The 24450-nt window shown below is 70.9% G+C and carries 24 protein-coding genes; 10 read left to right on the plus strand and 14 right to left on the minus strand.

Annotated features, from left to right (window positions below; all coding sequences use genetic code 11):
- The first annotated feature begins 1 nt into the window (after nucleotide 1).
- The 4 genes from FHR33_RS31225 to FHR33_RS31240 are packed head-to-tail and all read left to right on the plus strand — an operon-like array spanning nucleotide 2 to nucleotide 2110.
- Entirely contained in the window at nucleotides 2–835 is an 834-nt protein-coding gene (locus FHR33_RS31225) for an MbnB/TglH/ChrH family RiPP precursor modification enzyme (protein ID WP_183655304.1), read from the plus strand.
- On the plus strand, nucleotides 832–1329 hold the full coding sequence (locus FHR33_RS31230; RefSeq protein ID WP_221241322.1) for an SCO6045 C-terminal-like domain-containing protein: 498 nt from the start codon (nucleotides 832–834) through the stop codon (nucleotides 1327–1329). The genes FHR33_RS31225 and FHR33_RS31230 overlap by 4 nt, the downstream gene beginning before the upstream one ends.
- Before the next feature lie 38 nt (nucleotides 1330–1367).
- Nucleotides 1368–1772, plus strand: coding sequence for a YbaB/EbfC family nucleoid-associated protein (locus tag FHR33_RS31235; protein ID WP_183660403.1), 405 nt, complete (start codon nucleotides 1368–1370; stop codon nucleotides 1770–1772).
- On the plus strand, nucleotides 1769–2110 hold the full coding sequence (locus FHR33_RS31240) for a hypothetical protein (protein ID WP_183655307.1): 342 nt from the start codon (nucleotides 1769–1771) through the stop codon (nucleotides 2108–2110). Before FHR33_RS31235 ends, FHR33_RS31240 begins: the two co-directional genes overlap by 4 nt.
- Nucleotides 2111–2202: 92 nt before the next feature.
- Here FHR33_RS31240 and FHR33_RS31245 read toward each other — a convergent pair whose 3' ends face one another.
- Both FHR33_RS31245 and FHR33_RS31250 read right to left on the minus strand, forming a co-directional pair.
- On the minus strand, nucleotides 2203–2766 hold the full coding sequence (locus tag FHR33_RS31245; protein WP_183655310.1) for a type VII secretion system-associated protein: 564 nt from the start codon (nucleotides 2764–2766) through the stop codon (nucleotides 2203–2205).
- On the minus strand, nucleotides 2763–3863 hold the full coding sequence (locus FHR33_RS31250) for a scabin-related ADP-ribosyltransferase (RefSeq protein WP_183655313.1): 1101 nt from the start codon (nucleotides 3861–3863) through the stop codon (nucleotides 2763–2765). Before FHR33_RS31250 ends, FHR33_RS31245 begins: the two co-directional genes overlap by 4 nt.
- Nucleotides 3864–3997: 134 nt before the next feature.
- Here FHR33_RS31250 and FHR33_RS31255 point away from each other — a divergent pair, with 134 nt between their 5' ends.
- From FHR33_RS31255 to phoH2, 4 genes are all read left to right on the plus strand, one after another.
- Entirely contained in the window at nucleotides 3998–4831 is an 834-nt protein-coding gene (locus tag FHR33_RS31255) for an amidohydrolase family protein (RefSeq protein WP_183655316.1), read from the plus strand.
- A gap of 18 nt (nucleotides 4832–4849) precedes the next feature.
- Entirely contained in the window at nucleotides 4850–5407 is a 558-nt protein-coding gene (locus tag FHR33_RS31260) for a hypothetical protein (RefSeq protein WP_183655318.1), read from the plus strand.
- A 60-nt stretch (nucleotides 5408–5467) separates the two neighbouring features.
- Nucleotides 5468–6235: an isoprenyl transferase gene (locus tag FHR33_RS31265; RefSeq protein WP_183655321.1), complete on the plus strand. Its 768-nt coding sequence runs from the start codon at nucleotides 5468–5470 to the stop codon at nucleotides 6233–6235.
- A gap of 234 nt (nucleotides 6236–6469) precedes the next feature.
- A complete protein-coding gene (gene phoH2, locus FHR33_RS31270; protein ID WP_183655325.1) occupies nucleotides 6470–7783 on the plus strand; it encodes an RNA 5'-3' helicase PhoH2 in 1314 nt (437 codons plus the stop codon).
- A gap of 6 nt (nucleotides 7784–7789) precedes the next feature.
- On the opposite strand, the gene FHR33_RS31275 is transcribed toward phoH2, so the two are convergent.
- Genes FHR33_RS31275 through FHR33_RS31285 form a run of 3 tightly spaced genes read right to left on the minus strand, consistent with a single transcriptional unit; the run spans nucleotide 7790 to nucleotide 10412 of the window.
- Nucleotides 7790–8323, minus strand: coding sequence for a hypothetical protein (locus tag FHR33_RS31275; RefSeq protein ID WP_183655328.1), 534 nt, complete (start codon nucleotides 8321–8323; stop codon nucleotides 7790–7792).
- Entirely contained in the window at nucleotides 8320–9741 is a 1422-nt protein-coding gene (locus FHR33_RS31280) for an ATP-binding protein (RefSeq protein ID WP_183655329.1), read from the minus strand. Before FHR33_RS31280 ends, FHR33_RS31275 begins: the two co-directional genes overlap by 4 nt.
- Nucleotides 9738–10412 carry a response regulator gene (locus FHR33_RS31285; protein ID WP_183655332.1) on the minus strand — a complete coding sequence of 225 codons (675 nt, stop codon included), beginning with the start codon at nucleotides 10410–10412 and terminating at the stop codon, nucleotides 9738–9740. Before FHR33_RS31285 ends, FHR33_RS31280 begins: the two co-directional genes overlap by 4 nt.
- 333 nt (nucleotides 10413–10745) lie before the next feature.
- Here FHR33_RS31285 and FHR33_RS31290 point away from each other — a divergent pair, with 333 nt between their 5' ends.
- On the plus strand, nucleotides 10746–11387 hold the full coding sequence (locus tag FHR33_RS31290; RefSeq protein WP_312895798.1) for an aggregation-promoting factor C-terminal-like domain-containing protein: 642 nt from the start codon (nucleotides 10746–10748) through the stop codon (nucleotides 11385–11387).
- A 61-nt stretch (nucleotides 11388–11448) separates the two neighbouring features.
- On the plus strand, nucleotides 11449–13437 hold the full coding sequence (locus FHR33_RS31295) for a glycosyltransferase family 2 protein (RefSeq protein ID WP_183655335.1): 1989 nt from the start codon (nucleotides 11449–11451) through the stop codon (nucleotides 13435–13437).
- Here FHR33_RS31295 and FHR33_RS31300 read toward each other — a convergent pair.
- The 9 genes from FHR33_RS31300 to FHR33_RS31340 all read right to left on the minus strand — a co-directional run bounded on the left by FHR33_RS31300 (nucleotide 13422) and on the right by FHR33_RS31340 (nucleotide 24221).
- Nucleotides 13422–14420 (minus strand): alpha/beta fold hydrolase, encoded by a 999-nt coding sequence (locus FHR33_RS31300; RefSeq protein ID WP_183655338.1) that lies wholly within the window; start codon nucleotides 14418–14420, stop codon nucleotides 13422–13424. The two genes, FHR33_RS31295 and FHR33_RS31300, sit on opposite strands and share 16 nt — an antisense overlap.
- The gene (locus tag FHR33_RS31305) at nucleotides 14417–15688 is read right to left on the minus strand and encodes an MFS transporter (RefSeq protein ID WP_183655341.1); all 1272 of its coding nucleotides are present in this window, start codon (nucleotides 15686–15688) and stop codon (nucleotides 14417–14419) included. The genes FHR33_RS31300 and FHR33_RS31305 overlap by 4 nt, the downstream gene beginning before the upstream one ends.
- 53 nt (nucleotides 15689–15741) lie before the next feature.
- Nucleotides 15742–17583, minus strand: coding sequence for a helix-turn-helix domain-containing protein (locus FHR33_RS31310; RefSeq protein ID WP_183655343.1), 1842 nt, complete (start codon nucleotides 17581–17583; stop codon nucleotides 15742–15744).
- The gene (locus tag FHR33_RS31315) at nucleotides 17568–18320 is read right to left on the minus strand and encodes a 3-hydroxybutyrate dehydrogenase (protein WP_183655346.1); all 753 of its coding nucleotides are present in this window, start codon (nucleotides 18318–18320) and stop codon (nucleotides 17568–17570) included. Before FHR33_RS31315 ends, FHR33_RS31310 begins: the two co-directional genes overlap by 16 nt.
- A gap of 75 nt (nucleotides 18321–18395) precedes the next feature.
- Nucleotides 18396–18782 carry a hypothetical protein gene (locus FHR33_RS31320; protein WP_183655349.1) on the minus strand — a complete coding sequence of 129 codons (387 nt, stop codon included), beginning with the start codon at nucleotides 18780–18782 and terminating at the stop codon, nucleotides 18396–18398.
- 482 nt (nucleotides 18783–19264) lie between these two features.
- The gene (locus FHR33_RS31325; RefSeq protein WP_183655352.1) at nucleotides 19265–20656 is read right to left on the minus strand and encodes a class II fumarate hydratase; all 1392 of its coding nucleotides are present in this window, start codon (nucleotides 20654–20656) and stop codon (nucleotides 19265–19267) included.
- 43 nt (nucleotides 20657–20699) lie between these two features.
- A complete protein-coding gene (locus FHR33_RS52005) occupies nucleotides 20700–22415 on the minus strand; it encodes a serine/threonine-protein kinase (RefSeq protein WP_183655354.1) in 1716 nt (571 codons plus the stop codon).
- Nucleotides 22416–22450: 35 nt separating this feature from the next.
- Nucleotides 22451–23542: a serine/threonine-protein kinase gene (locus FHR33_RS31335; protein ID WP_183655357.1), complete on the minus strand. Its 1092-nt coding sequence runs from the start codon at nucleotides 23540–23542 to the stop codon at nucleotides 22451–22453.
- Between the two features lie 70 nt (nucleotides 23543–23612).
- On the minus strand, nucleotides 23613–24221 hold the full coding sequence (locus FHR33_RS31340; RefSeq protein WP_183660405.1) for a superoxide dismutase: 609 nt from the start codon (nucleotides 24219–24221) through the stop codon (nucleotides 23613–23615).
- Nucleotides 24222–24450 lie beyond the last annotated feature (229 nt).

Consider the following 24450-nt stretch of genomic DNA (forward strand, 5'->3'; position numbering starts at 1 on the left):
GGTGCGGCGGCCTTCGCCTGAGAGCGGGAAGCTGGGGGTGGGCCTCGGCTGGCGTCCCGAGATCGACCTGACCGTCGAACGCCTTCCCGACGTCGACTTCGTCGAGGTCGTCGCCGAGAACATCAGGCCAGGACGGCTGCCCGAGTCGCTGCGGGTGCTGCGCGGCAGGGGCGTGCCGGTGATCCCGCACGGCGTCGGCCTCGGTCTCGGCGACGCGGCCCCTCCCGACCCCGCACGCCTGGCGCACCTGGCCTCCTGCGCGCAGGAGCTGGACTCGCCGCTGGTCAGCGAGCACCTGGCGTTCGTCAGGGCGGGCGGGATGGAGGCGGGCCACCTGCTGCCCGTGCCGCGCACCAGGGAGATGCTCGAGGTGGTCGCGGACAACATCAGGCGCGCCCAGGACGCCCTTCCCGTCCCCCTGGCGCTGGAGAACGTGGCGGCGATCTTCGGCTGGCCCGAGGACGAGCTGACCGAGGCCCAGTTCCTCGCCGAGCTCGTCGACAGGACCGGAGTCCAGCTGCTCGTGGACGTCGCCAACCTCTACACCAACCAGGTGAACCTCGGCCTGTCGGCGGTCGGGGCGCTGGACGCGCTCCCGCTCGCCTCGCTGGCCTACGTGCACGTCGCGGGCGGTCACCTGCATGACGGCATCTGGCACGACACCCATCAGGAGAGCGTGCCTGAGGCGGTTCTCGAGCTGCTGTCGGAGCTGTGCGCCCGCGTCGAACCCCCGGGCGTCCTGCTGGAGTGGGACGACGCCTACCCGAGCGACGCGGCCCTGGCGGGAGAGCTCGGCAGGATCCGCGCCGCCATGACCACCGCCGGCCGCCCATGAGCCCTCCAGGAAGCCAGACGCCCGGAAGCCAGACGCCCGGAAGCCAGACGCCCGGAAGCCAGGCGCCAGAGAGCCAGGCCGGGGAGGGCCAGGCGGGAGGGGGCCAGGGAGGCGACGGGCAGATCAGGGAGCGGCTCGAGCAGGCGCAGGCGCGGGTCGTCGCCGCGCTGGTGAACGGCGCCGAGCCGCCCCCTGGCTTCGACCCGGTACGGCTGGCCGCCCAGGCCCGCAGCCTGCTCGCCAAGCGGCGCGCGATCGTGGCCAGACTCCGCCCCGACGCGGCGGCCGCGGCGGGTAAGGATCTGGCCACCGAGTTCGCCGCCTACGCCGCGGCCCGCTCGGCCCCTCCACCCGGCTACCGGGCCGACGCCGACGACTTCGCCGCCTGGCTGCGGGCCAGGGGCCGCCTGGCCGAGCCTTCCCCGCGGTCCTCCACCGAGCCCTCCTCCCGCGCCTGGCGGCGGCTGCTCCCTCGCCGGCTGCGCTCGCTCTGAGGTGGGGTGCGCCGGGGCGAGGTGAGATAAAGGTGACCATGCACGAGAACGGGCAGCGCATCGGCGAGATGCTGGCAGAGGTCGTCCAGGCGCTCGGCCGGACGGCGGAGCCGCGCGAGGACTCCACCCTCCGGGGCGACGGCGAGGCGGCGGACGGCCAGGTGCGAGTGGTGGCAGGGCAGGACGGGCGGCTGCGTGAGCTGCGCCTCGACCCCCGCGTCATGCGGATGGCGTCGGAGGACCTCGCACGCGAGATCCTCGTGGCGGTCAACGCGGCGCTGGACGACCTGCGGGCGGACATGCCGGGGCTGGAGGCGGCCGGGCCTGCGGATCCGCGCGGGCTCGCCGAGAGTCTGGGCGGCGTGCACGCCGACGTGATGCGGCAGCTGGACGAGTTCGCCGACGGGGTCGAGCTGGTCGTGCGGCGGCTGGAGGAGCGGTGAACGGGAGTTCCGGCGAGGGGTTGGACATCTCCCGCGCTGACCTGCGCGGCACCGGCGCGGGTCTGGGCGAGACGGGCACGACCTGGCTGGAGGCGGTGGGGGCGTTGCGCGCCCATCTCGAGGGCGAGGGCGACCCCTGGGGCGAGGATGTCGAGAGCATGGTCAAGGCGGGCTACCTCGCGGTCACCAGGAAGGCGCTGGAGGTGTTCGAGGCGCTGGGGGAGCGGCAGGTGACCTCGGGGGACGACGTGCGTGCCATGGAGGCGAACTACCGGCACGCGGAGCAGCGCAGCGGAGAGGACGCCGTACGGCTCGGGCGGGCCATCGAGCGGCTGTGACGCCCGGCTCCCGGTGGGAAGCCCCGTCAAGCCGGTCGGCCGGGGAAGCCGGCGGGTGCGGGTCGGCCAGGGAGAACCGGCTCTGGTGCCGGTCAGCGGCGAAGCTCGTCGGGAGCCAGGAGCACGCCCGCAGGCCCCTCGGGGTTGACGGCGACGCCGGTGTCCTGCGGCAGGAGCGCCACGAGATCACGACCGCGCAGCCGCTGCCAGCCCGTGGCGCCGTCCGGCGGGGCCTCCGGCAGGTGGGCCTGGGCCGTGTAGGCGAACGCCGCCCTGCCCTCGCCCGTGTCGAACACCGGCACCCCGCCGCCGGGGCCCGCGGCCACGATCACCTCCGCCTCCAGCAGCAGCGGGACGAGGTCGCGGCCGTCGTCGTAGCCGGTCGAGGCCAGTTGCGCGGCGCGGTCGAACGGGTCGGTCGGCTGGGGGTGGCCCAGCGCCACCGGCGAGGGGCGGTAGCCGGGGTTGTGGCGGAACTCGCCGGTGATCTCGCCGCGCTCGTCGACCTGCCAGGCGCCGACGACGCCGTACGGCGGGACCTCGCCGCCGGGGTCGAAGAACGGGTCGACCGCGTACAGCCAGGTGCCAGGGCTCTGCCTCGCCTGCCGCCGCAGAGCGTCGGTGAGGGGTGGCGGGCGCGGCGGGGTGGCGTTCACGGCGATCCTCCTGACGACAGCCCCGGATGGCCGGGGTAGGGGTCGTAGTGCGGGTTGGGGATGAAGTGCTCAGGCGTCCTGGGTGCTCCCCGCGGCCAGGCGCCGGAGATGTACCTCCGGTGCACGCCGCCGGGGAAGGCGATCTCGCGCTCGTGGGACAGGTGGGTGGCGCCCCGTACGGTCTCCTGGACGTCGATCCCGCCGGGGGCGTCCACCTCGTAGACGTGGCCGCGAGGGAACGCGTCGTCGATGTCCGTGCGCGTGCTGGTTCCGACGAAGGCGGACGGCCTGGACTTGAGCACGTAGTCGGACAGGTTGGTCATCGACGGGTCGCGCGGATGGAGGCCCTGCTCGAAGATCGTGTCAGGAGATCGGTCCGAGGCCCGGTAGAGAGGCTCGCGATCACGGCGCCAGATGGGGTACGGCGTGATGCTCTTGACGTCCACGCTCTTGTCGGCCGCGGCCTCGAGATAGTTGTCGGGGCCGCGCACGGGGGTCGGCGGGCGCTTGCCCGGCGGGATCGCAGCGGCCCCCACCTTGGCGGGCGGTTTGCGCAGCAGCGCGGAGGCGCGGTCGAACAGGCGCAGCGCGCTGCGTTCCAGCAGGTCGACCTGCTTACGGACGATCTCCCGCGAGGCCGTCCTGCCGCCGCCCACGACCGCGGGGACGCCGGCGAGCGAGGCGCCCGCCGTGGGTCCCGAGGCCGCGGCCAGCCGCGCCAGGTTCAGGGCGACCCGCAAGAGGACGAGGAGCAGCGCCACCTTCATGGCCAGCACGATCATGGCCGAGAGCTGCAGCGCGCCCCCGATGAGCAGCGCGGCGGCGATCGCGTCGCCGGAGCGGTCGGAGGTGTCCTGCCAGTCCCCGTCGAACGCCCTGACCCCCTCGCCGTCGTTGCGGGTGACGGTCCTGGCGGCGTGCGTGGCGGCGGTCGCGGAGACGCGCGCCGCCGTCACCGCGAAGGAGATCCACCGGGACCCGGCCTGGTGCAGCACGACCTCGTCGACCAGCGGCCACGAGAAGACGATGTTGGCCAGCGTGGCGAGCTCGGGCGGCGGCTGCAGCCCCATGACGTCCTCCTCGCTGCGGGTGTCCACACGTGATCACACATCCGAGGCGATCACTGTAGGGGGATTCGCGCAGGAACGGGATGCCTTTCCGCCGTGCGTCACGCGGGGGCGGCCGCCGGGACGGCTTGCCCCGTGCCGGGGAGAGATCCTAGGTTTGCGGCGTGATTGTCGACGCGCACCAGCACTTCTGGAACCTCGAGACCGGCGACTACTCCTGGCCCACGCCCGACCTTCCGGCGCTCTACAGGACGTTCGGCCCCGAGGACCTGGCTCCCGAACTGGCCGCCGCGGGCGTCGACAGGACCGTGGTGGTCCAGGCGGACGACTCCTTCTGGGAGACCGACGCGATGCTGGCCCACGCCGAGGCCCACGACTTCATCGCCGGTGTCGTCGGCTGGGTGCCGCTCGACCGTCCCGACGAGGCCGCTCACGCCCTCGACCGCTACCGCAGACATCCGAAGTTTGTGGGGGTGCGCCACCTCATCCACACCGAGCCTGATCCCGACTGGCTGGTCAGGGACTCCGTGCTGGAAGGGCTGGGACTGCTCGCGGAGGCGGGCGTGCCGTTCGACGTGGTGTCGCTCCTGCCCCGGCATCTGGAGCACGTGGTGACCATCGCCGAGCGCCATCCCTCGCTCCAGGTGGTCGTCGACCACCTGTCCAAGCCCAGGATCGCCGCGGGCGAGCTGGAGCCGTGGGCCGCGGGGCTGCGGGCCGCGGCCGAGCTGCCCAACGTCCACGCCAAGGTGTCGGGACTGGTCACCGAGGCCGACCATGAGCACTGGACGGTCGAGGACCTGCGTCCCTACGTCGAGCACGCGGTGGAGGTGTTCGGCCCCGACCGGCTGATGTTCGGCAGCGACTGGCCGGTGCTGCTGCTGGCGGCCGACTACCAGACCGTTTTCACGGTTTACAGCGCACTTCTCGGCGCCACGGATCGCGGCAAGGTGCTGGGTGGCAATGCTGCCCGTTTCTACGGGTTTAGCGAGATTTAGGACGGAAACGCTCAGTGCATGGGGGGACTACGTTGCGTCGACGGCTCGTATCTGACTGTCACGCCCATCGCCTGCACGGACAGTGCCGGCATGCCGTACGAGGTCACCCTGGCGCTCCATCGCGACGGCACGCCGTACGGCGTCGTGGGTGAGCGGTGCGGGTGGTTCCTGGCGCGCCTGGCGCGCGGGGTCGGGGCGGCCAGGTCGGGGCGGGGGCAGGCCCGGCTGTGGCCGGACCCCGACGACAGGTTCCCCGCGAACGAGCCCGACGGCGAGCTGTTCGCCTTCCGCTACCGCAACAGGTCCGATGTCGTCGGAGGGGGCGAGCTCCGCTGCCACCTGAGGACCATCCCTGTCTGGGTGCCCGGCCAGGACGGCAGGGGCGAGTGGCGGGTGACCAGACGGGCGTACATGGAGGCATGGGGGCCCTCCGGCATCGGGATGCGCGCGGTTCTCACCTCCGGAGAGTTGGCCGCCTTCGTGGAGTGCCTGGTAGAGGAGGCGGAAGGGGCTCTGAAGCCCGTGGAGCTCGGCCGTAATCCGATTGAGGGGGCGGGCAGCCTCCAAAGGCGGTGATAATTGCCTGTTAGGTCGTGAGACGACCACAAAGGCACAGCACCGCTGGGGAGGGACTCCGTGGGCCTGCGCGATCTGGTCTACCGGCTCTACGAGCGCCGCTTGGAGGCCAAGCTGTCAGCCGACAGCGACAACTTCCCCCGGCACGTCGGGGTCATCATCGACGGCAACCGCCGTTGGGCGCGCGCGATGGGCATGCGCGACGTCAGCAAGGGGCACCGCAAAGGCGCCGACAAGATTTCCGAGCTGCTCACGTGGTGCCGCGAGGCGGGCGTGGAGGTCGTCACCGTCTGGATGCTCTCCAGCGACAACCTCAACAGGCCGAAGGAGGAGCTCGAGCAACTTCTGAAGATCATCGAGGACGTCACGCAGGAACTCGTGGCCGAGGGCTGGCGCATCAGCCCGGTCGGCGCGCTCGACCTTCTCCCGGACAGGACGGCGAATGTCCTGAAAAACGCAAAAGAAGTCACATCACACCGTCCAGGGCTGATTGTGAACGTTGCGGTTGGGTATGGAGGAAGACGTGAGATTGCCGATGCGGTGCGCTCACTCCTTCAGGAGCACGCCAGCAAGGGGGCGAGCATCGAGGACCTGGTCGAGGTTCTCGATGTGGAGCACATCGCGGAGCATCTCTACACTCGCGGCCAGCCCGATCCCGACCTGCTCATCAGGACCTCCGGTGAGCAACGGCTGTCAGGATTCATGCTCTGGCAGAGCGCCCACTCCGAGTTCTACTTCTGCGAGGCCTACTGGCCTGACTTCCGCAGAGTCGACTTCCTGCGGGCGCTGCGCGACTACGCCGCGAGACACCGGCGTTACGGTTCCTGAGACGAGTTCACGAACAGCGCGTGAACACACGCTTGGCCTCTTCGGGGGCGGGTATTCAGGACCTAACGTTGGAAGTGGCCGGCCACGGGCCGGCCGCTCCGGAGAGGGCCCGCCTTTGCGCACAGATCTGCCGAGGGGGGCCGGACCCCGGCGCCCTTCGCGGGTGCGGGTCCGGTCCGAATTCCCGCCTCGTCTGCAGGGCGCCCGCCCCACCGGGCGCCCGGGGGAGAACGTGTGGCAGTGTCCTCGAGCAACAAGCCCAACACCAAGCGCACCTACGTGCTGGACACCTCGGTCCTGCTCGCCGACCCGGCGGCGATGACCCGCTTCGCCGAGCATGAGATCGTCCTTCCTATCGTCGTGATCACGGAGTTGGAGGCCAAGCGGCACCATCCCGAGCTCGGCTACTTCGCACGCAAGGCGCTGCGCTACCTCGACGACCTGCGCGTCAAGTACGGCAGGCTCGACGAGCCGATGCCCACGGGCGAGGGCACGATCAGGGTCGAGCTGAACCACAGCGACCCCTCGATCCTGCCCGTCGGGTTCAGGCTGGGCGACAACGACACCCGCATCCTCACCGTGGCGCGCACACTCGCCGCCGAGGGCAAGGACGTGGTGCTGGTATCCAAGGATCTGCCCATGCGGGTCAAGGCGGCCTCGATCGGCCTGTCGGCGGAGGAGTACCGCGCCGAACTGGTCGTGGAGTCGGGCTGGACCGGCATGGCGGAGATCCAGGTCACCACCGAGGACGTCGAGACGCTCTTCGACAAGGGGACCGCCGACCTGGAGGAGGCGCGAGAGCTGCCCACCCACACCGGCCTACGGCTGCTGTCGAGCAGGGGCTCGGCGCTCGGCAGGGTGCTGCCGGACAAGTCCGTACGGCTGGTCAGAGGCGACAGGGAGGCGTTCGGCCTGCACGGCCGCTCCGCCGAACAGCGCATCGCCCTCGACCTCCTCATGGACCCCGAGGTGGGCATCGTCTCCCTCGGCGGCAGGGCGGGCACCGGCAAGTCCGCGCTGGCGCTCTGCGCGGGCCTGGAGGCCGTCCTGGAGCGCCGCCAGCACCGCAAGGTGGTGGTCTTCCGCCCGCTCTACGCGGTCGGCGGCCAGGAGCTCGGCTACCTGCCCGGCAGTGAGGGCGAGAAGATGGGCCCGTGGGCCCAGGCCGTCTACGACACCCTGGGCGCGGTCACCACGCCCGAGGTGATCGAGGAGGTCCTCGACAGGGGCATGCTGGAGGTCCTGCCACTCACCCACATCCGCGGCCGCTCGCTGCACGACGCCTTCGTGATCGTGGACGAGGCGCAGTCGCTGGAGCGCGGGGTGCTGCTGACGGTGCTGAGCCGCATCGGGGCCAACTCCAGGGTCGTGCTCACCCACGACATCGCCCAGCGCGACAACCTCAGGGTCGGCAGGCACGACGGCGTGGTCGCGGTGGTGGAGAAGCTCAAGGGGCACCCGCTGTTCGCCCACGTCACGCTGACCAGGTCCGAGCGCTCGCCGATCGCCGCCCTGGTGACCGAGATGCTGGAGGACATCACGATGTAGCGGCCGCTAGGAGGGCGCGCCTGCGGGAGCCAGATCGTGGAACTCCTTGCAGGTGCGCCTGCCGCTCGTCGTCGAGGGCGCCACGGTCCTGGCGATGTTGACCTGCACCTTGGAGATGTCGGTGCGCAGCCGCGCGGTGCAGACGATCTGGGCCAGCGCCACGCGGCTCAGTTCCCGCTCGCCCTGCAGGGTGACGTAGAGGACGAGGCTCCTGGTCTCGGAGGGGTCCAGTCGCTGCTGCCTGCCGACGGGCTCGGCCTCGGCGTCCTGGTAGCGCATGCCGTACAGGTCGGTGTCCTGGCCCGACTCCACTGGGTGGTTGGCCAGGTCCATGAGCGTGCGCATGAGGTCTTCGGCGGTCTTGCCGGGGACCCTGACGCGCTGCTGCACCAGCCGTCCCTTCTTGATCAGGTAGACCTGGGAGAAGATGGGCTCGGTGCTGATCACGGGCGGCGAGCCGAGCGAGGAGACGGCTGTCGGGCTGATGCCGCAGCCGGTGAGCAACGCCAGGCAGGTCAGGAGAGGGAGCGCCCGTCTCATGCGTGCGGCAGCCAGACCGTGAACAGGGTGCCCGGCTGCTGGGGGCGGACCGAGATCGTGCCGCCGTGCAGCTGGGCGTTGGCCCGCGCGATCGAGAGCCCGAGCCCGCTGCCCTGGCTCCTGACCCGCCCCGTGCCCACCTTGAAGAAGCGGTCGAAGACGTGCGGCAGCGCCTCGGGCGGGATGCCCTCGCCGTGGTCTCGCACCTTCACCTCCAGTCCGTTGGGCGTGCTCCGGGCGGTGATCAGGACCGGCTGGCCGCCGTGCTTGAGCGCGTTGCCGACCAGATTGGCCACGATGACGTCGAACCTGCGCGGATCGAGGTTGGCGACCACGCCCGCGGGCGCCTGGACCCTGACGTCGTCGCTCCAGCCGCGCACCTCGAGGCTGTCGCAGATGGCGTCGGCCACGTCGACGGACTCCAGCGCCAGCGTCGCGGTGCCGGCGTCGAACCTGCTCACCTCGATCAGGTGCTCCACCAGCTCCCTGAGCCTGCCCACCTCCGACAGCACCAGCCGTACGGCCTTGGCGGGCTGCTCGGGCAGCCGCTCGGCCTCCTCGGCCAGCATGTCGGCCACGGCGGTCATCGCGGTCAGCGGGGTGCGCAGCTCGTGCGAGACGTCGGCGACGAACCTGCGCGACATCGCCTCCAGCGCGCGCAGCTCCGACACGCTGAGCTCCAGGGCGGCCGCGGCGTCGTTGAAGTGGGCGGTCAGCTCGGCCAGCTCGTCCTTGCCGCGCACGGGCAGGCGCGTGTCGAGCCTGCCTCTTCCGAGCGCCTGCGCCGCGGCGCTGAGCCTGCCCACAGGGAGCAGCACGTGCCTGGCCGACACCAGGGCGACCGTCAGGGCGATCAGCAGCGTGATGCCGCCCGCCTGGGCGAAGGCCTCCCTGAGGTTGGCCAGCGTGCGCTCCTCCTCGCTGAGCGAGACGAACTCGAAGACCAGCAGCCCGGTCGGGCGGGCGACGTCGTCGGTGCCCGCGCGGTAGACCTGCGTGCCGAGGACGAGCCACAGCGCGCCGTCGATCATCCTGCGCTGGCTCACCAGCTTGCTGCGGGCCTGTCCCCGCAGCTCACCCGTGACGTCGCCGCCGCCGAAGAGGCCCTCGTCGTCGCGGTAGTACTGGTCCTGGTACTCCAGCAGGGTGTGCCGGTCGGGCCCCGCGAGCGCGTTGGCGAGGTTGGTGAGCTCCTCGCTGCTCGGCGGCACCTCGCCTGGGCGCAGCTCGCCGACGGCGAAGTCGATGCGCTCGAGGTCCTTGGTGAGGTCGTCGACCGCGGTCTTCGTCGTCCTCTCGATCAGCGCGCCCTTGGCCAGCTCGAAGCCGATGCCCGCGACCAGCGCGGAGGCCGCCACGGCGACGACGGTGAAGGTGATGACCAGCCGGCCGCGCAGGCCGGTGAGGAAAGCGATCACGGTGGGCTGAACCGGTAGCCGAAGCCGCGCACGGTGTGGATGAACACCGGTTCGGCCGGCCGGGGTTCGATCTTGGCCCGCACCCGCTGCACGCAGGCGTCGACGAGGCGGGAGTCGGCCACGTGGGTGTGGTCCCAGACCACGCGCAGCAGATAGCGCCGGTTGAGCACCTGCCCGGGGTGGCGGACCAGCTCCAGCAGCAGCCGCAGCTCGGTGGGGGTGAGGTGGATCTCCTTGCCCGCCAGGCTCACCTTGAGCGCGCCCCTGTCGATGACCAGGTCGCCGAAGGAGATGCGGTCGGAGGTGGCCGACTCGGCCCTGCGCAGGATCGCTCTGATGCGCGCGTCGAGCACCCTGGGCTCGACCGGCTTGACGACGTAGTCGTCGGCGCCCGCCTCGAGTCCGACGACCACGTCGAGGTCGTCGCCCCTGGCGGTGAGCAGGATGACGGGGAGCTGGTCGAGCCTGCGGATGCGCCTGCACACCTCGACCCCGTCGATGCCCGGCAGCATGACGTCGAGGATGGCGATCTCGGGCCGGCGCGACCTCACGTGGTCGAGAGCCTCCTCGCCGGTCGCGTAGGAGGTGACGGAGTGCCCCTGGCGGGTCAGTGCCAGCTCGAGCGCCGTCCGCACGGAGGGGTCGTCTTCGACCAGGAGGATTCCTGCCACGGGCACATTATTCTTCCAACCTGGGAAAATCCGTTCCGTGTCATGAAACTGTGACATCTCGCGCACAAGACCACAAAGAACCTTAGACAGCCTGGGGGAGGTCCACCCTTCGGGGCGGGGGCACGAGGGGCGGACCCCCATCACGTGTGACGAAAATCACAAGATTTGAAAACGCCTGGTTGGTCAAGGGAACGCCAACTTAATGCCACGTTTCGGTTGCCAACCACCCCCCAGGACAGGGCAAGCTCATAGGTCGTGAGCCCAGGTCCGCAGTTGAGTGAGCGCCCCGCGCCCGAGGTGCCCCGTGGTCGGCGCCGGTCGGCCCGTTCCTCCGTGCTGACCCCGAAGCGCGTCCTGATCGCCGGCCTCGCCATCGTGGTCGTCTTCGGCGGCGGCGGCTTCGTGGCCTACACCGCCTACCAGAACGCGACGGCCCCGCCCAAGCCCGGCCTCACGATGGAGGAGATGAGCGGCCTGTTCGGCGGCGATCCCTTCGCCGAGGACCCCGGTGCCGACGTCATCAAGGCCGCGGCCGTCGACGCCATGCGCAAGGACCAGCTGGCCGACAGCCGCAAGAACAAGCCGAAGCTCAACCCCATCAAGGTCGTCGCCCAGGGCCCCGGCGGCGACGGCATCCCGGCCGCCAACTTCCCCCCTGGCAGCACCCCCTCGCCCGGCAGCAACAAGGCGCTGGCCAAGGGCATGCTCGGCGGGTTCGGCTTCGGCGACGACCAGTGGGGCTGCCTGGAGAAGCTCTGGCACAAGGAGAGCGGCTGGAACGAGCGGGCCATGAACCGCTACTCAGGCGCCTACGGCATCCCGCAGTCGCTGCCGGGCAGCAAGATGGCCAGCGCCGGCGCCGACTGGCAGACCAACGCGGCCACCCAGATCAAGTGGGGACTGGGTTACATCAAGGGCCGTTATGGCACGCCCTGTGGTGCGTGGAGCCATTCCATGGCAAGGGGCTGGTACTGACACCCTCTGCGATGGGCAAGTCCACTCGCGGTCGGGGGAATGGCGGCTCACGCTTGGCCGTGTGAAGGTCAGTGTGATCGTGAATGTTCACAATCCCGGCAACACCGCCGACGCCTGCATCCGTTCCGTCCTGGAACAGACGCTGCCACCGGACGACTATGAAGTGATCTTCGTGGACGACGGCTCCACGGACGGGATCGCTGAACGGCTCGACACGGTCGCCTCGGCCAGGCCCAACGTCCGGGTCCTGCACCTGCCTCATACCGGCTCGGTGATGCGCGGTCGCAACGTGGGCGTCGCCAGCGCCACGGGCGACTACGTCTACCTCCTCGACCAGCGCGACAGGCTCGAGCGCGGGGCCCTGAAGCTGATGTACGAGCGGGCCGTCGAGTGCGACTCCGACGTGCTGATCGGCAGGCTCGTGCGCGACGGCGGACGGCCGATCGCGGCCTTCGAGGTCAACAGGGCGCGCGCCGACGTGGTGCGCGACAAGCTGCTCACGCTGCTCACCCCGCACAAGCTCTGCAGGAAGGCCTTCCTCGAGGAGCACATGATCGGCTTCGCCGTCCCCGGTGGGAAGGTGGCCGAGCAGACCTTCTCGGTACGCGCCTACCTGGCCGCCAAGGTGGTCACGGTGCTGGCCGACGAGGTCTGCTGCCACCTGGGCGAGCCGGAGGAGAGACCTGACGACGAGCCCTTGGTGGTGGCCGCCGAACTGCGCGCGCTGCTCGACGTCATCGACGCGGGCACGGAGGCCGGCCGCCAGCGCGACAAGATGTACGCCCATTGGTTCCGCTCGACCGTGCTGCGGCTGTTCAGGAGCGCCAGGTTCACCAGGTCCTCGGTGGACAGAGGGCTGGTCTTCACCACCTTCAGGGCGCTGACGCTGGAGCGCTTCCCCGAGAGGCTCGACCGCTACCTGCCCGTCCATCTGCGTGCGATGGCCGTCCTGCTCAGGGCGGGCCGGCTGGACCAGCTCATCAGCTTCGGCGCCGACTCGCGCCGCAGCGCCCTCAGGACCGACCTGAGCGAGGTGAGCTGGGTGGGCGGTGTGCTGGAGCTCGGCCTGGCGGTGGAGATCTACACGCACGCGGGTGAGCCGGCCCGCTTCCGCGAGGACGGCGACAGGCTCCACTGGCGGCCTCCTGGCTCGGTCGACCACACCCTGCTGCCCGACGAGGTCACCGACGTCACGGACGCCGTCGCGCGCGCCCGCATCGACGTCTACCTCAGGCACCAGGACACAGGAGACGTCTACTTCGTCCCCGCGACCAGCGAGGCCGTGCGCATCCACGAGCGAGGCAGGGTGCGCGTCCAGGTCCACGGCAGGGCGCGCGTCGACGTCGCCACCGGGGCCGTCGGCGAGCCGCTGCCCTCGGGGCAGTGGGAGATCCACGTCAGGATGTACGGCGGAGCGCACCGGGCCTCCTCCAGGATCAGCAGGCCCGACGGCCCGCTCACCTGTCTGGGCGTGCTGGCCGAGCACCCGAGAAGGCGTCTGGTCGTGCCGTGCTGGAGCGACTCGGGCGAGCTGGGGCTGTGCGTCGAGCCCAGGAGCTTCTCGGAGTCGATCGCCCTCGTCTCGGCCGCCGCGACCGTCACCAAGCGCGAAGGACACGTCTTCGTGGTGGTGCCGGTGCCGTACGTGCCGCCGAGCGGAGGTCCCGCCCTGGAGCTGGTGCTGCGCGACACCTCACGCAGGGCGCGCGAGGTCAGTGTGCCCGCCCTGGTCGAGCCGGGACTGCCGGGCAAGACGGCAGGTCAGCTCGTCGCCAAGGTGCCCGTCAAGCGGTTCATGCCGGGCCCGGAGCATGTGGGGCCGGGCGCCTGGCTTACCTCGCTGCGCGCGGAGGACAGCGAGACCGGCCTGCGCTTCGCCCTGGAGATGCGCCGAGGCAGGGTCGAGGTCAGGCCGGCCACCGCGGTCGACCCCGAGTACAACCCGCTGGGCCACGACACGGCGCTGCGCAGGCTGGCCCGGCGCGTGCCAGGAGCCCGGTACGCCGTACGGCTGGTACGGGCGAGCACGCACCGCTACCTGCGCGACTGAAGGTGCTCGACCAGCAGCCTGCGGAACTCCTCGGGGCGCTCGAGATGCGGGCTGTGCCCGCACGCGGCCAGCACGACCTCGCGGTAGTCGCCGTAGCGCTCCAGCACCGCCCTGGTCTGGGTGACCATGGGCTGGGCGGGGGTGCCGGGCGAGCCGGGCACGACGCCGAGCAGTCCGAGCTGGGCCAGGTCGAACGGCGAGGCGTCGGAGACGATCACGTCGTCGGCGCCCCTGATCCACAAAATCGGCGGGCGGGGCTCGACGCTGTGCAGGTCGTCCAGGCGGAAGTGGGTCGGGGCGAGGGCGTTGAGCACGCCCCTGACGCCGGGCCTGACGCCGGGCCACGCCTCGGAGGTCACGGCGTCGCCGGGGTAGTTGTCCTCACCGACCCTGGTGGTCAGCATCGAGGCGACGTAGAAGTCCTCGTCGGCGACGGGCCCCGCGACGTACGAGGTGCGGAAGACGGTGCGTGGCGAGGTGGGCGCCTCGTCCGACATGTCACCCTTCGCCAGCCTGGCCACGAAGTCGGGGTTGGCGGCGCCCGCGCCCGCTCCGGTGCCGTCGGCGTGGGTGAGCAGGCCGTCGGGGCCCTCTGTGCCGCTGTAGCCGTACGGGGAGACGGGGTTGACCAGCGTGAGCGAGCGGACCATGGCGGGACGGTCGCGCAGGAGCTGCATCACGACGCCGCCGCCCATGCTCCAGCCGACCAGGTGGACGGGGCCGAGCTCCATGGCCTCGACGAGCTCGGCCAGGTCGTCGGAGAAGTCGCGAAGGCCACGGGTGGCGTCCACGGGAGCGGGATCGCTCTCGCCGAAGCCGCGCAGGTCGGCCGCGAGCGCGCGGTAGCCCTCCGGCATGGCGGCGAGCGTGTCGCGCCAGAACGCGGCGGAGGAGACGTTGCCGTGGACGAACAGCACGGGCTCGCCCTCGGCGCTCGGCCCCTCCAGCACGTTCTGCGTCAGTCGCGAGGTGGCGACCTTCATACCTTGATCTTCTCTGCGAGGTCGCGGCCCTGGGTCTCGCGGGCCGCGTAGACCGCCACCAGGGTCAGCACGGCGGCGACGGCCAGGTAGACCGCGATCGGGACCCAGCTGCCGAACTGCTGCAGGAGCCTGACGGCGATGACAGGCGCGAGCGCTCCGGCCACGATCGCCGACAGCTGGGCGCCGATCGACACGCCCGTGTAGCGCATCCGCGTGCCGAACAGCTCGGAGAAGAAGGCGGCCTGCGGGCCGTACATCATGCCGTGGAAGAGCAGGCCGACGGTGATGGCCAGGGTGATCGCCAGGAAGCCGCCGGTGTTGATCAGCGGGAAGAAGGCGAAGATCCACACCCCGATACCCGCTGCGCCCGCCAGGTAGACGGGGCGACGGCCGACCCGGTCGGACAGCGCGCCCCACAACGGGATCGTGATGAAGTGGATCGCCGAGGCGATGAGGACGGCGTTCAGGACGGTCGCCTTGTCCAGCTTCACGACGGTCGTGCCGTAGGTGATGACGAAGACGGTGATCAGGTAGAAGGAGATGTTCTCGGCCATGCGGGCGCCGATCGCGACCAGCACGTCGCGCCAGTGGTGCCTGATCACGCCCGCGATCGGCGTCTTGTCCTCCAGCGGGGGCGCCTGCTGGAAGACCGGCGACTCGCTGATGGAGAGCCTGATCCACAGGCCGACCATCACGAGCACGCCCGACAGCAGGAACGGCACGCGCCAGCCCCACGACAGGAACGCCTCGTCGGACTGGAAGGCGGCCAGCAGCGCCAGCACGCCGGTGGCCAGCAGGTTGCCGCCGGGGGCGCCGGCCTGCGGCCACGAGGCCCAGAAGCCGCGCCTGCCCGCGTCGCCGTGCTCGGAGACGATGAGCACCGCGCCGCCCCACTCGCCGCCCAGCGCGAAGCCCTGCACCAGGCGGAGCGCGGTCAGCAGCAGCGGAGCCGCGCCGCCGATGGCCGCGTGCGTGGGCAGGCAGCCGATGAGGAAGGTCGCCACGCCCATCATGAGCAGGCTGATGACCAGCAGCGTCTTGCGGCCGAGGCGGTCGCCGAAGTGGCCGAAGACCAGGCCGCCGAGCGGGCGGGCCACGAAGCCGACGGCGTAGGTGAGGAACGCGAGGAGCGTGCCGGTCAGCGGGTCGGAGTCGGGGAAGAACAGGACGTTGAAGACGAGCGCCGCCGCCGAGCCGTACAGGAAGAAGTCGTACCACTCGATGGTGGTGCCGATCAGGCTCGCGGCCACGATCTTTTTGATACTCATAGCTTCGCCTTTTCTGGGGGGTTTCGCCCACGGTAAAGAGTGACCGGCGTCACTTATATGGGCGTCGGCCCCACAGTCCCTGCCGTGGATATGTGGCGAAGACGGAGGGCGAGCTGGATCTCCAGCGCGCGCTCGGGCTCCTGCCAGCCGTCGCCGAGCAACCTGCCGACCCTGTCGAGGCGCTGCGTGACGGTGTTGACGTGGATGTGCATGACCTCGGCGGTGCGCGAGGGCGAGCCACCCTGGGCGAAGTAGGCGGCGAGCGTGCTCAGCAGCGCGGTGCCCCTGCGCTCGTCGTAGTCGATGACCGGGCCGAGCGCGGCCGAGACGAAGGCGCCGACGTCACGGCCCTCGCCGATCAGCAGGCCGACGAAGCCCAGCTCGGCCGCGCTGGCGCCGTCGCCCGCCCTGCCGAGGGCCATGAGCGACTCGGCGCAGCGCAGCGCCTCCCTGTGGGCTCTCGGGACGTGCGTGGGCTCGGTGATGGGTCCTGAGGCTCCGGCGGTCGCGGCCGAGCCCAGGGAGGCGCTCAGCTCGCTCGCGACCCGCTGGGCGGCGGCGCCGGGGTCGCTGCCCGGCACCAGGAGCACCACCTCCTGGCCGCGCGCGGCCGCCAGGCCTCTGGAGATCGCCGCATGGGAGGAGGCCCAGAACGCGGCCCGCTCGCGCTGGCCCTCGTGTCTGGCCACGACCAGCACGTGCGGCGCCGACAGGTCGACGCCCAGCCTGCGGGCGCGGTCGGTGAGACCGCGCGGGTCGTCCGCGGCGCGGGAGATGAGGTCGTCGAGCAGCTCGCCGCGCACCCTGCCCTCCGCCTCCGCGACGCTTCTGCGGAACAGCAGCAACAGCGCGCAGACCAGCGCCGCCCGCTCCAGGATGCGCTCGTCGGCGTCGTCGCTCCTCAGGACCAGCGTGCACAGCGGCGCGCTGGCGCTGATCATGAGGTTGCCCCTCCTGACCGTGCGGCCGGGCACCGCCTGCTCCAGGACGCCGTCCTCCACCTCGCCGACCAGCGGCCGTCCCGTCTCGTCGAGGACGGCGAGCGTGCCGCCGAGCACCTCGGTGACCACGGCCGCCACGTCCTCGATGCCGCCGCCGCGCAGCACCAGCCCCGTCATCCTGTCGTGGGCCAGCGCGGCCCGCTCCACGGCGTCGCTGTGCTCCCTGGCGATCCTGTGCGCGTGGGAGAGCTCGTCGAGGGCGTTGCGCGTCTCCTGCAGCAGCCTCGCGTTGTCGATCGCGACCGCCGCGTGGGCGGCGAGGCTGGCCAGCAGCGAGACCTCCTCCTGCGCGAACGGCCTGGCGCTGCGGTTGGCGGCCATGAGCACGCCGATCACCCTGCGGCCCAGGCGCAGGGGCACACCGAGGATGGCGACCAGGCCCTCCTCCTTGACCGCGTGGTCGATCTCGGCGGTGTGCCTGAAGCGGGCGTCGGCGAAGTAGTCGGCGGTGGAGTACGGCGTCGCCGTCTGCGCCACCAGGCCGCCGAGGCCCGCGCCCATCGCCAGTCTGAGCACGCGGAAGGCGGCCGAGATCGAGCCGTCGGTGACCCGCATGTAGGTGTCGCCCCTGTCGGGGTCGTGCAGCGTCATGTAGGCCGTGTCGGTGCCCAGCAGCTGCCTCGCCCTGTGGACGATGGCCTCGAGCACGGCGTCGAGGTCGCGCAGCCCCGCCAGGTCGCCCGCGGTGTCGTAGAGCGCGCTCAGCTCGGCCTCGCGCCTGGCCCTGCGCCGCAGCAGCGCGCGGACCTTGAGCGCCCTCAGCTTGGCCTCTTCGAGCTCCTCGAGCACCTGCGGACTGGCGCCCTCGGCCCTGGCCTTGAGTATCGGGCCCTCGAACTCGACCGCCGAGGCCTCTCTGGCCAGCAGGTCGAGGAAGGCTAGCGAGCCGTCCATCCACCGTCCACGGGAAGGGAGACGCCGGTGATGAAGGAGCCGTTGGGGCCGCACAGGTAGGCGACCAGCTCGGCCACCTCCTCTGGCTCGATCAGCCGCTTGAGCGCGGCGGGTTGGAGCATGACCTGCTCGACGACCTCGCTCTCGGGGATGCCGTGCGAGACGGCCTGAGCGGCGATCTGCCTCTCGACCAGCTCGGTGCGCACGTAGCCGGGGTTCACACACGTGGAGGTCACGCCCTTGGCGGCGCCTTCGAGCGCGATCACCTTCGACAGCCCCTCCAGGCCGTGCTTGGCCGTGACGTAGGCCGACTTGTACGGCGAGGCCCTGAGCCCGTGGACGGAGGAGATGTTGACCACGCGGCCCCAGCCCCTGGCGTACATCCCCGGCAGCAGGTGCCTGGCCAGCAGGAACGGCGCCTCCAGCATGACCTTGAGCATCGTGGCGAAGACCTCGGGAGGGAACTCCTCGATCGGCGCCACGTGCTGGAAGCCCGCGTTGTTCACCAGGATGTCGACGGGCTCGTGGGGCAGCTCGCCGAGGAAGCCTTCACGCGAGAGGTCGGCGGTGACCGCGACCCCTCCCGTCTCCTTCGCCACGCGCTCGGCGGCCTCGCCCGACCTGTCGACGACCAGCACCCTGGCGCCCGCCGAGGCCAGCCTGACGGCGCACGCCCTGCCGATCCCGCTTCCCGCCCCCGTCACCAGGGCGGTCCGCCCGGCCAGCTCCTCCGTCATGTCTCGGACCCTAGCCGCTTCTCCTCGCACGGCACATGGAGCCCGGCCACATACCTCTCCGGGCTCATGTGTGTCTCAGGACATCTTGATGAGGCCGCCCGCGAAGGCCTTCTGGCTCAGCGCGCCCAGCTTGACCACCGAGCTCGGATAGACGCTGCCGCAGCTGGTGTCCTGGGCGACCAGATCGGGCCTGATCACCGCGGAGTCGATGACGCCCTGGCCGTACCCCATGAGGAAGGAGCGCAGCTCGACGGGGGTGGGATCGACGCCCTCCTCCTCGATCGACCTGTCGATCTCCGCGACCTCCTTGGCGATCGCGTCGGACAGCGCGCGGTCCTGGGCCGCCTGGGCCAGGATGTCGCGGCCGAAGCGGGCGTAGATGTGTTCAAGGGGCGTGGCTGCCAGGTGCCGGGTCAGGTCCTTGGTCCTGGCGTTGCGCATGGCCTGGAACAGGCGAAGCATCAGGATCCTCATCTGGTACGTGACGCCCTGCCCGCCTCGGGGTGGCGGGGCGGCGTCACACCTCCTCTCGAAACTCCATGGGGATGTCTTCGACTCGCGAAACCTCATGGAGCCGGAGGCGGGCCGCGCTGCGCCGTCCTGTGCCGTCCTGTGCCGTCCGGGATGTCCACACCGTCTCCTTCGGGACCCCGCCTGAGCGTGGCCTGCCACACCGGCGCGCCGGTCGATCCACGGCCGATGAATACCCCGCCTGCCGACGGTGCCGACGTCTTCCGCGCGAACGCAATGCTGTTGTTGCCGGCCGAGGGAACCATTCGCACGCTATCGGTCACCCTTTCGTCAGACGGGATCGGCGGTTGCCGACGCCTTCCTCTGACGACCACTTTGCGCAATCGGATGACTACGTTGGCGAATCGTTATCGAACTTGGGGTAACCGATCCCGGCGAGACGGCGGGCGGGGATCGGTCACCCCGGGGAACGGCTACTGGGAGGGCCGTGTCATGGACAGGACGTCGAGGGCCGCGTCCAGCTCGCTCTCGGTGAGGGTGCCGTTGGCGACGTGACCGCGCTCGATCACCACCTGGCGGATGGTCTTGCGCTCGGCCAGTGCCTGCTTGGCGATCCTGGCGGCCTCCTCGTAGCCGACATGACGGTTGAGCGGCGTGACGATCGAGGGGGAGGACTCGGCGTACTCCCTCAGCCGCTCGGTGTTGGCGGTGATCCCCGAGACGCAGCGGTCGGCGAGCAGGCGGGAGACGTTGGCCAGCAGGCGGATCGACTCCAGGATGTTCCTGGCGATGACGGGGAGCATGACGTTCAGCTCGAAGGTGCCGGAGGCGCCCGCGAAGGTGATCGCGGCGTCGTTGCCGATGACCTGGGCCGCGACCATGGCCGTGGCCTCGGGGATCACCGGGTTGACCTTGCCCGGCATGATGGACGAGCCCGGCTGCAGGTCGGGCAGGTTGATCTCGCCGAGCCCGGCCCTGGGGCCCGAGCCCATCCACCGCAGGTCGTTGGCGATCTTGTTGAGGGAGACGGCGACGACCTTGAGCTGACCCGACAGCTCGACGATCGCGTCCTGCGCGCTCTGGGCCTCGAAGTGGTCCTCGGCCTCGACGAACCTGATGCCCGTCGCCTCGCTGAGCTTCTCGATGGCCTTCGCGGCGAAGCCGGGAGGGGTGTTGATGCCGGTGCCCACGGCGGTGCCGCCAAGCGGGAGCTCGACGACGTGGCGAAGGGCCGAGTTGACGCGGTTGACGCCGTGCTCGACCTGCGAGGCGTAGCCGCCGAACTCCTGGCCGAGCGTGACGGGGGTGGCGTCCATGAGGTGGGTCCTGCCGGACTTCACCGTCTGCGCGAACTCCGTCGCCTTGACCCTCAGCGCGATGGCCAGGTGCTGGAGCGAGGGCACCAGGTGGAAGACGACCTCGGTGGCGGCCGCGACATGGATGGAGGTGGGGAAGACGTCGTTGGACGACTGCGAGGCGTTGACGTGGTCGTTCGGGTGCACGGGACGGCCGAGCCGCTCCTGCGCGAGCGTGGCGACGACCTCGTTGACGTTCATGTTCGAGGAGGTGCCCGAGCCGGTCTGGAACACGTCGATGGGGAAGTGCTCGTCGTACTCGTTCTCCGCCACGTCGGCCGCCGCCTGGGCGATGGCCTCCGCCACGTCCTTGTCGAGCACGCCGAGCTCGGCGTTCACCTCGGCCGCGACCGCCTTGATCAGGCCGAGCGCGGCGATGTGGGCGGGCTCCAGGCGCCGTCCCGAGATGGGGAAGTTCTCCACGGCCCGCTGGGTCTGCGCGCGCCATCTGGCGTCCGCGGGGACGCGCACCTCGCCCATGGAGTCGTGCTCGATCCGAAACTCACTCATGTCCCAAGTCTGTGCGATCCGGATCGAGCGCGAGGCGTCGGGGTCAGCCCGAGACGGCGGAGATGACCAGAATCGCGATCACGGCAAGGGCGACGATGGCGACGCCGATGAGGATGAGGACTCCCGCGCGGTTGCCCTCCTTCTCCTGGGCGGACTGTCCCGCGATCGCGAACAGCTCGGTGCCGAGGCCTGGCTGCCTGTCGGGGTGGTCGCTCCCGTAGCCGCGCGGCGGAGCGGCGGGCCCGGGGGTGCCGGGTCCGCCGGGCGCGCGGTGCGCCACGGTGTCGCCCGGGGCTCCAGGACCGCCGTTGTACGGGGGCGCTCCCTGCGGGCCCGCGTACCCGGAACGCCCGGCTCCCGGCTGACCGCCCGGCCCGCCGTGCCCCGGTCCGCCGGGGCCCGGGTGGCCGGTGGGCCCGCCATGGCCTGCCTGGGGGCCAGGCTGGGGACCCGGCGGCGTGGGCGGCCCGGCCTGCCCGTGGGGGCCGCCAGGTCCGCCGGGACCAGGACGCTGGTCGGGGCCGGCCGGCCGCTGGTTGGAGCCGCTCGGGCGGGTGTCGGCGTTGGCGGGCCCCGCGAAGGCGCCTGGCCCGCCGGGGCCCGCGGGCGCTCCGAACGCGCCCGCGCCGCCCTGGGCGGGAGGGCCTGAGAAGGCTCCGGCGCCCGAAGGGGGGCCTGCGAAGGCGCCTGACCCCTGGGGGCGCCCCGGCCCGCCAGGCGCTCCAGGACCGTCAGGCCGGCCAGGGCCGGTCGTACCGGGGCCGCTCGCGGCGGCGGGCGGCGGGTAGACGGGCTTGCCGGGCAGGCCCGTGGAGGGGATCGACAGTCGCGAGGTGACGATGGCGCTCTGATCGTCCTGCTCGGAGGGCTTGGGGCGCTGCACAGTCATCGTCCTGTCGGGGTCGAAGTCCTCCATGACCTTGGGGATGTCGCTGGTGGGCGTGTCGGCCACCATCCGCAACATGGTCTCGGTCGTGGCCGCGGTGAGCCGCTGGCGGTGGTCCTTGTGGAGCATGCCCTCCAGCACCGGACGGAGCGGCCCGGCCTGCGTGGGAGCGTCGGCGTTCTCGGTCATGAGGGCGGCCAGTGTCTCGGCCACCGTCGCGCGCTCGTAGGCGGGCCTGCCCTCCACCGCGAAGTACAGCGTCGCGCCGAGCGACCAGATGTCGGACTCGGGGCCGGTGTACTCGCCGCGGGCCCGCTCGGGCGCGGTGTAGCCGGGGGAACCGATCACCATGCCGGTCTTGGTGAGCCTGGTGTCGCCCTCCGCCTTGGCGATGCCGAAGTCGGTCAGGACGACCCTGCCGTTCTCGGTGATCAGCACGTTGCCCGGCTTGACGTCGCGGTGCGTGACGCCCTGCGCGTGGGCGGCGCGCAGCGCGCCCAGCAGGTCGACGCCGATCTCGGCCACGAGACGGGGCGGCAGCGGGCCCTCCTCCTCGATCACCTGCTCCATGGAGCGGGCCTCGACGAGCTCCATGATGATCCACGGACTGTTGTCCTGGATGAGCACGTCGTGGATCGAGGCCACGGAGGGATGGCTGATCCGCGCGGCGGTGCGGCCCTCACGGACCATGCGCTCGCGCAGTTCGGCACGCTGCTCCTCGGTGAGCCCGGGATCCTGACGGATCTCCTTGATCGCGACCTCGCGACCGAGGGCGCGGTCGTGGGCCCGCCAAACGGTCCCCATGGTCCCCCGGCCGATCGGTGTGATCAGCTCATAGCGCTCCGCGAGCAGGCGCTTCTGCTGTTCCGGCATGAGAAGAAGATATCTATTCTCGCTTGGATAACGCTTTACCCACGCTTGCGAAGTTCGCGGGGCCAAAAGCGCCTAGGAAGGAACAACTTTATCACTTTGGCTACAAACCGGGCGTAACCGGACGGTGCAGGGCGCTGCTCCATGACCTTCCGATGCACTCCCTCACCCGGCTTGCGGTGGGTGCGCGGCATGGGAACGACGGGGGTCGGCGCGGTGGTCTCCGCCCTGTGCAGACCGCGATGCGTGGGCCGGCGCGCGGGACCCGGGCGCGCGATCCTGCCCCTGGTCGTCAGCGGCTCCTCGGCCGAACCTCCGGCCGCGACCCTGGCCAGCATCAGCGAGGCGCGCACCGAGTCGAGGCGGGTGGCGGGGTCGATCCGCAGCAGCGCGTCGAGCACGGGGGCCAGCGGTCCCGCCTTGACCATGGGGATCGGCTCACCGCTGGTGAGCGCGGCCAGCGCGGCCGCCGCCGTGCGCCTGCCGTGCAGGCCCCTGCCCTCGACGGCGGTGTAGAGGGTCGCGCCGAGCGACCACAGGTCGCCCGCGGGGCTGGCCTTCGAGCCGAGCACCCGCTCGGGGGCGATGTAGCCGGCCGAGCCGAGCACGATGCCCGCCTGCGTGATGGAGGCGTCGCCCTCCATGGCGGCCAGGCCGAAGTCGGTGAGGACGGCGCGGTCCTCGGTGACGAGCACGTTGCTGGGCTTGACGTCGCGATGCAGGATGCCCTTGGCGTGGACGGCGCGCAGCGCGCCCAGCACCTGTCTGCCGATCTCGGCGACCCTGCGCGGCGGCAGCGGGCCCTCGTCCTGGATGAGCTGCTCCAGCGACCTGGCCTGGAGCAGCTCCATCACGATCCAGGGCCGCTCGTCCTCGGTGACGACGTCGAAGACGGTGATCACCGAGGGGTGGGCGACCATCGCCGTGGCCCTGCCCTCGCGCTCGGTGCGGGCGCACAACTCGGCCCTGAGCTCCTCGTCGAGGACGGTCGGCAGCCGCACTTCCTTCACCGCAACGTGACGGTCCAGCAACTCGTCGTGCGCTCGCCAAACCGTGCCCATGCCGCCGCGGCCGACCGGCTCCATGAGCCGATAGCGCGCGGCAAGGAGGTAACCGGACGGCGCACGCATGGCAGGCAGCTTACCTATTTGCTGAAACCGACCAGTAGAGGCCGGGCCGATAAAAAGTTGCGAACTTCGGTCAACCAGCCTGACTCGTCACGTCAGCAAATCGCTTGGCGACATCGTCCCAGTTCACCAGGGTCCAAAGCCTTTCCACGTAGTCCGGGCGGACGTTGCGGTACTGCAGGTAGTAAGCATGTTCCCAGGCGTCGAACACCAGAAGCGGCGTGGTGTTCATGCCGACGTTGCCGTGGTGATCGTAAACCTGCTCCACCACCAGGCGCCCGCCCAGCGGCTCGTAGGCCAGCACGCCCCAGCCGGAGCCCTGCACACCGCTGGTGGCGGCGGTCAGCTGCTTCTGGAAGGCCTCGAAGGTGCCGAAGTGCTCGTCGATCGCGGCGCGCAGCGCGCCGTCGGGGCGGTCGCCGCCGTCAGGGGAGAGGTTCTCCCAGAAGATCGAGTGGAGCACGTGGCCCGAAAGGTGGAAGGCGAAGGTCTTCTCGAGCCCGACCAGGCCGCCGAACTGGCCCTTGTCGCGCGCCTCAGCCAGCTGCTCGAGGGTGTCGTTCGCGCCCTTGACGTAGGCGGCGTGGTGCTTGGCGTGATGCAGTTCGAGGATCTCCCCCGTGATCGCGGGCTCGAGCGCCGCGTAGTCATAGGGCATGTCGGGAAGGGTGTACGCACCCATGGTCCACCTCCTGTTGATCAACAGCGCTTCGACACTATTGCAAGTGATTCGCATGTGCATCAGACCTTGGTCCTAGGACCCCTTGTTATTGCAAAGCCTTCGCATCTGCATCATGATGGCGAGGCCAGTACGGTCCGCGGCGGGCGGAGGGCCATCTCCGCCCGCCACTCCCGTGCATGCGCCCGCGCGGCTGTGTCCGTTCGCCCCGCCGGCTCCGTCCACCTGGTGT

This window comes from Nonomuraea dietziae (genome assembly GCF_014195505.1).
GTDB classification, from domain to species: domain Bacteria; phylum Actinomycetota; class Actinomycetes; order Streptosporangiales; family Streptosporangiaceae; genus Nonomuraea; species Nonomuraea roseola.

Coding starts and splice junctions, on each gene's coding strand:
- FHR33_RS31230 (WP_221241322.1), top strand. CDS start 832: ATGAGCCCTCCAGGAAGCCAGACGCCCGGAAGCCAGACGCCCGGAAGC.
- FHR33_RS31235 (WP_183660403.1), top strand. CDS start 1,368: ATGCACGAGAACGGGCAGCGCATCGGCGAGATGCTGGCAGAGGTCGTC.
- FHR33_RS31260 (WP_183655318.1), top strand. CDS start 4,850: ATGGGGGGACTACGTTGCGTCGACGGCTCGTATCTGACTGTCACGCCC.
- FHR33_RS31275 (WP_183655328.1), bottom strand. CDS start 8,323: ATGAGACGGGCGCTCCCTCTCCTGACCTGCCTGGCGTTGCTCACCGGC.
- FHR33_RS31300 (WP_183655338.1), bottom strand. CDS start 14,420: ATGAAGGTCGCCACCTCGCGACTGACGCAGAACGTGCTGGAGGGGCCG.
- FHR33_RS31305 (WP_183655341.1), bottom strand. CDS start 15,688: ATGAGTATCAAAAAGATCGTGGCCGCGAGCCTGATCGGCACCACCATC.
- FHR33_RS31310 (WP_183655343.1), bottom strand. CDS start 17,583: ATGGACGGCTCGCTAGCCTTCCTCGACCTGCTGGCCAGAGAGGCCTCG.
- FHR33_RS31315 (WP_183655346.1), bottom strand. CDS start 18,320: ATGACGGAGGAGCTGGCCGGGCGGACCGCCCTGGTGACGGGGGCGGGA.
- FHR33_RS31320 (WP_183655349.1), bottom strand. CDS start 18,782: ATGCTTCGCCTGTTCCAGGCCATGCGCAACGCCAGGACCAAGGACCTG.
- FHR33_RS31325 (WP_183655352.1), bottom strand. CDS start 20,656: ATGAGTGAGTTTCGGATCGAGCACGACTCCATGGGCGAGGTGCGCGTC.
- FHR33_RS52005 (WP_183655354.1), bottom strand. CDS start 22,415: ATGCCGGAACAGCAGAAGCGCCTGCTCGCGGAGCGCTATGAGCTGATC.
- FHR33_RS31335 (WP_183655357.1), bottom strand. CDS start 23,542: ATGCGTGCGCCGTCCGGTTACCTCCTTGCCGCGCGCTATCGGCTCATG.
- FHR33_RS31340 (WP_183660405.1), bottom strand. CDS start 24,221: ATGGGTGCGTACACCCTTCCCGACATGCCCTATGACTACGCGGCGCTC.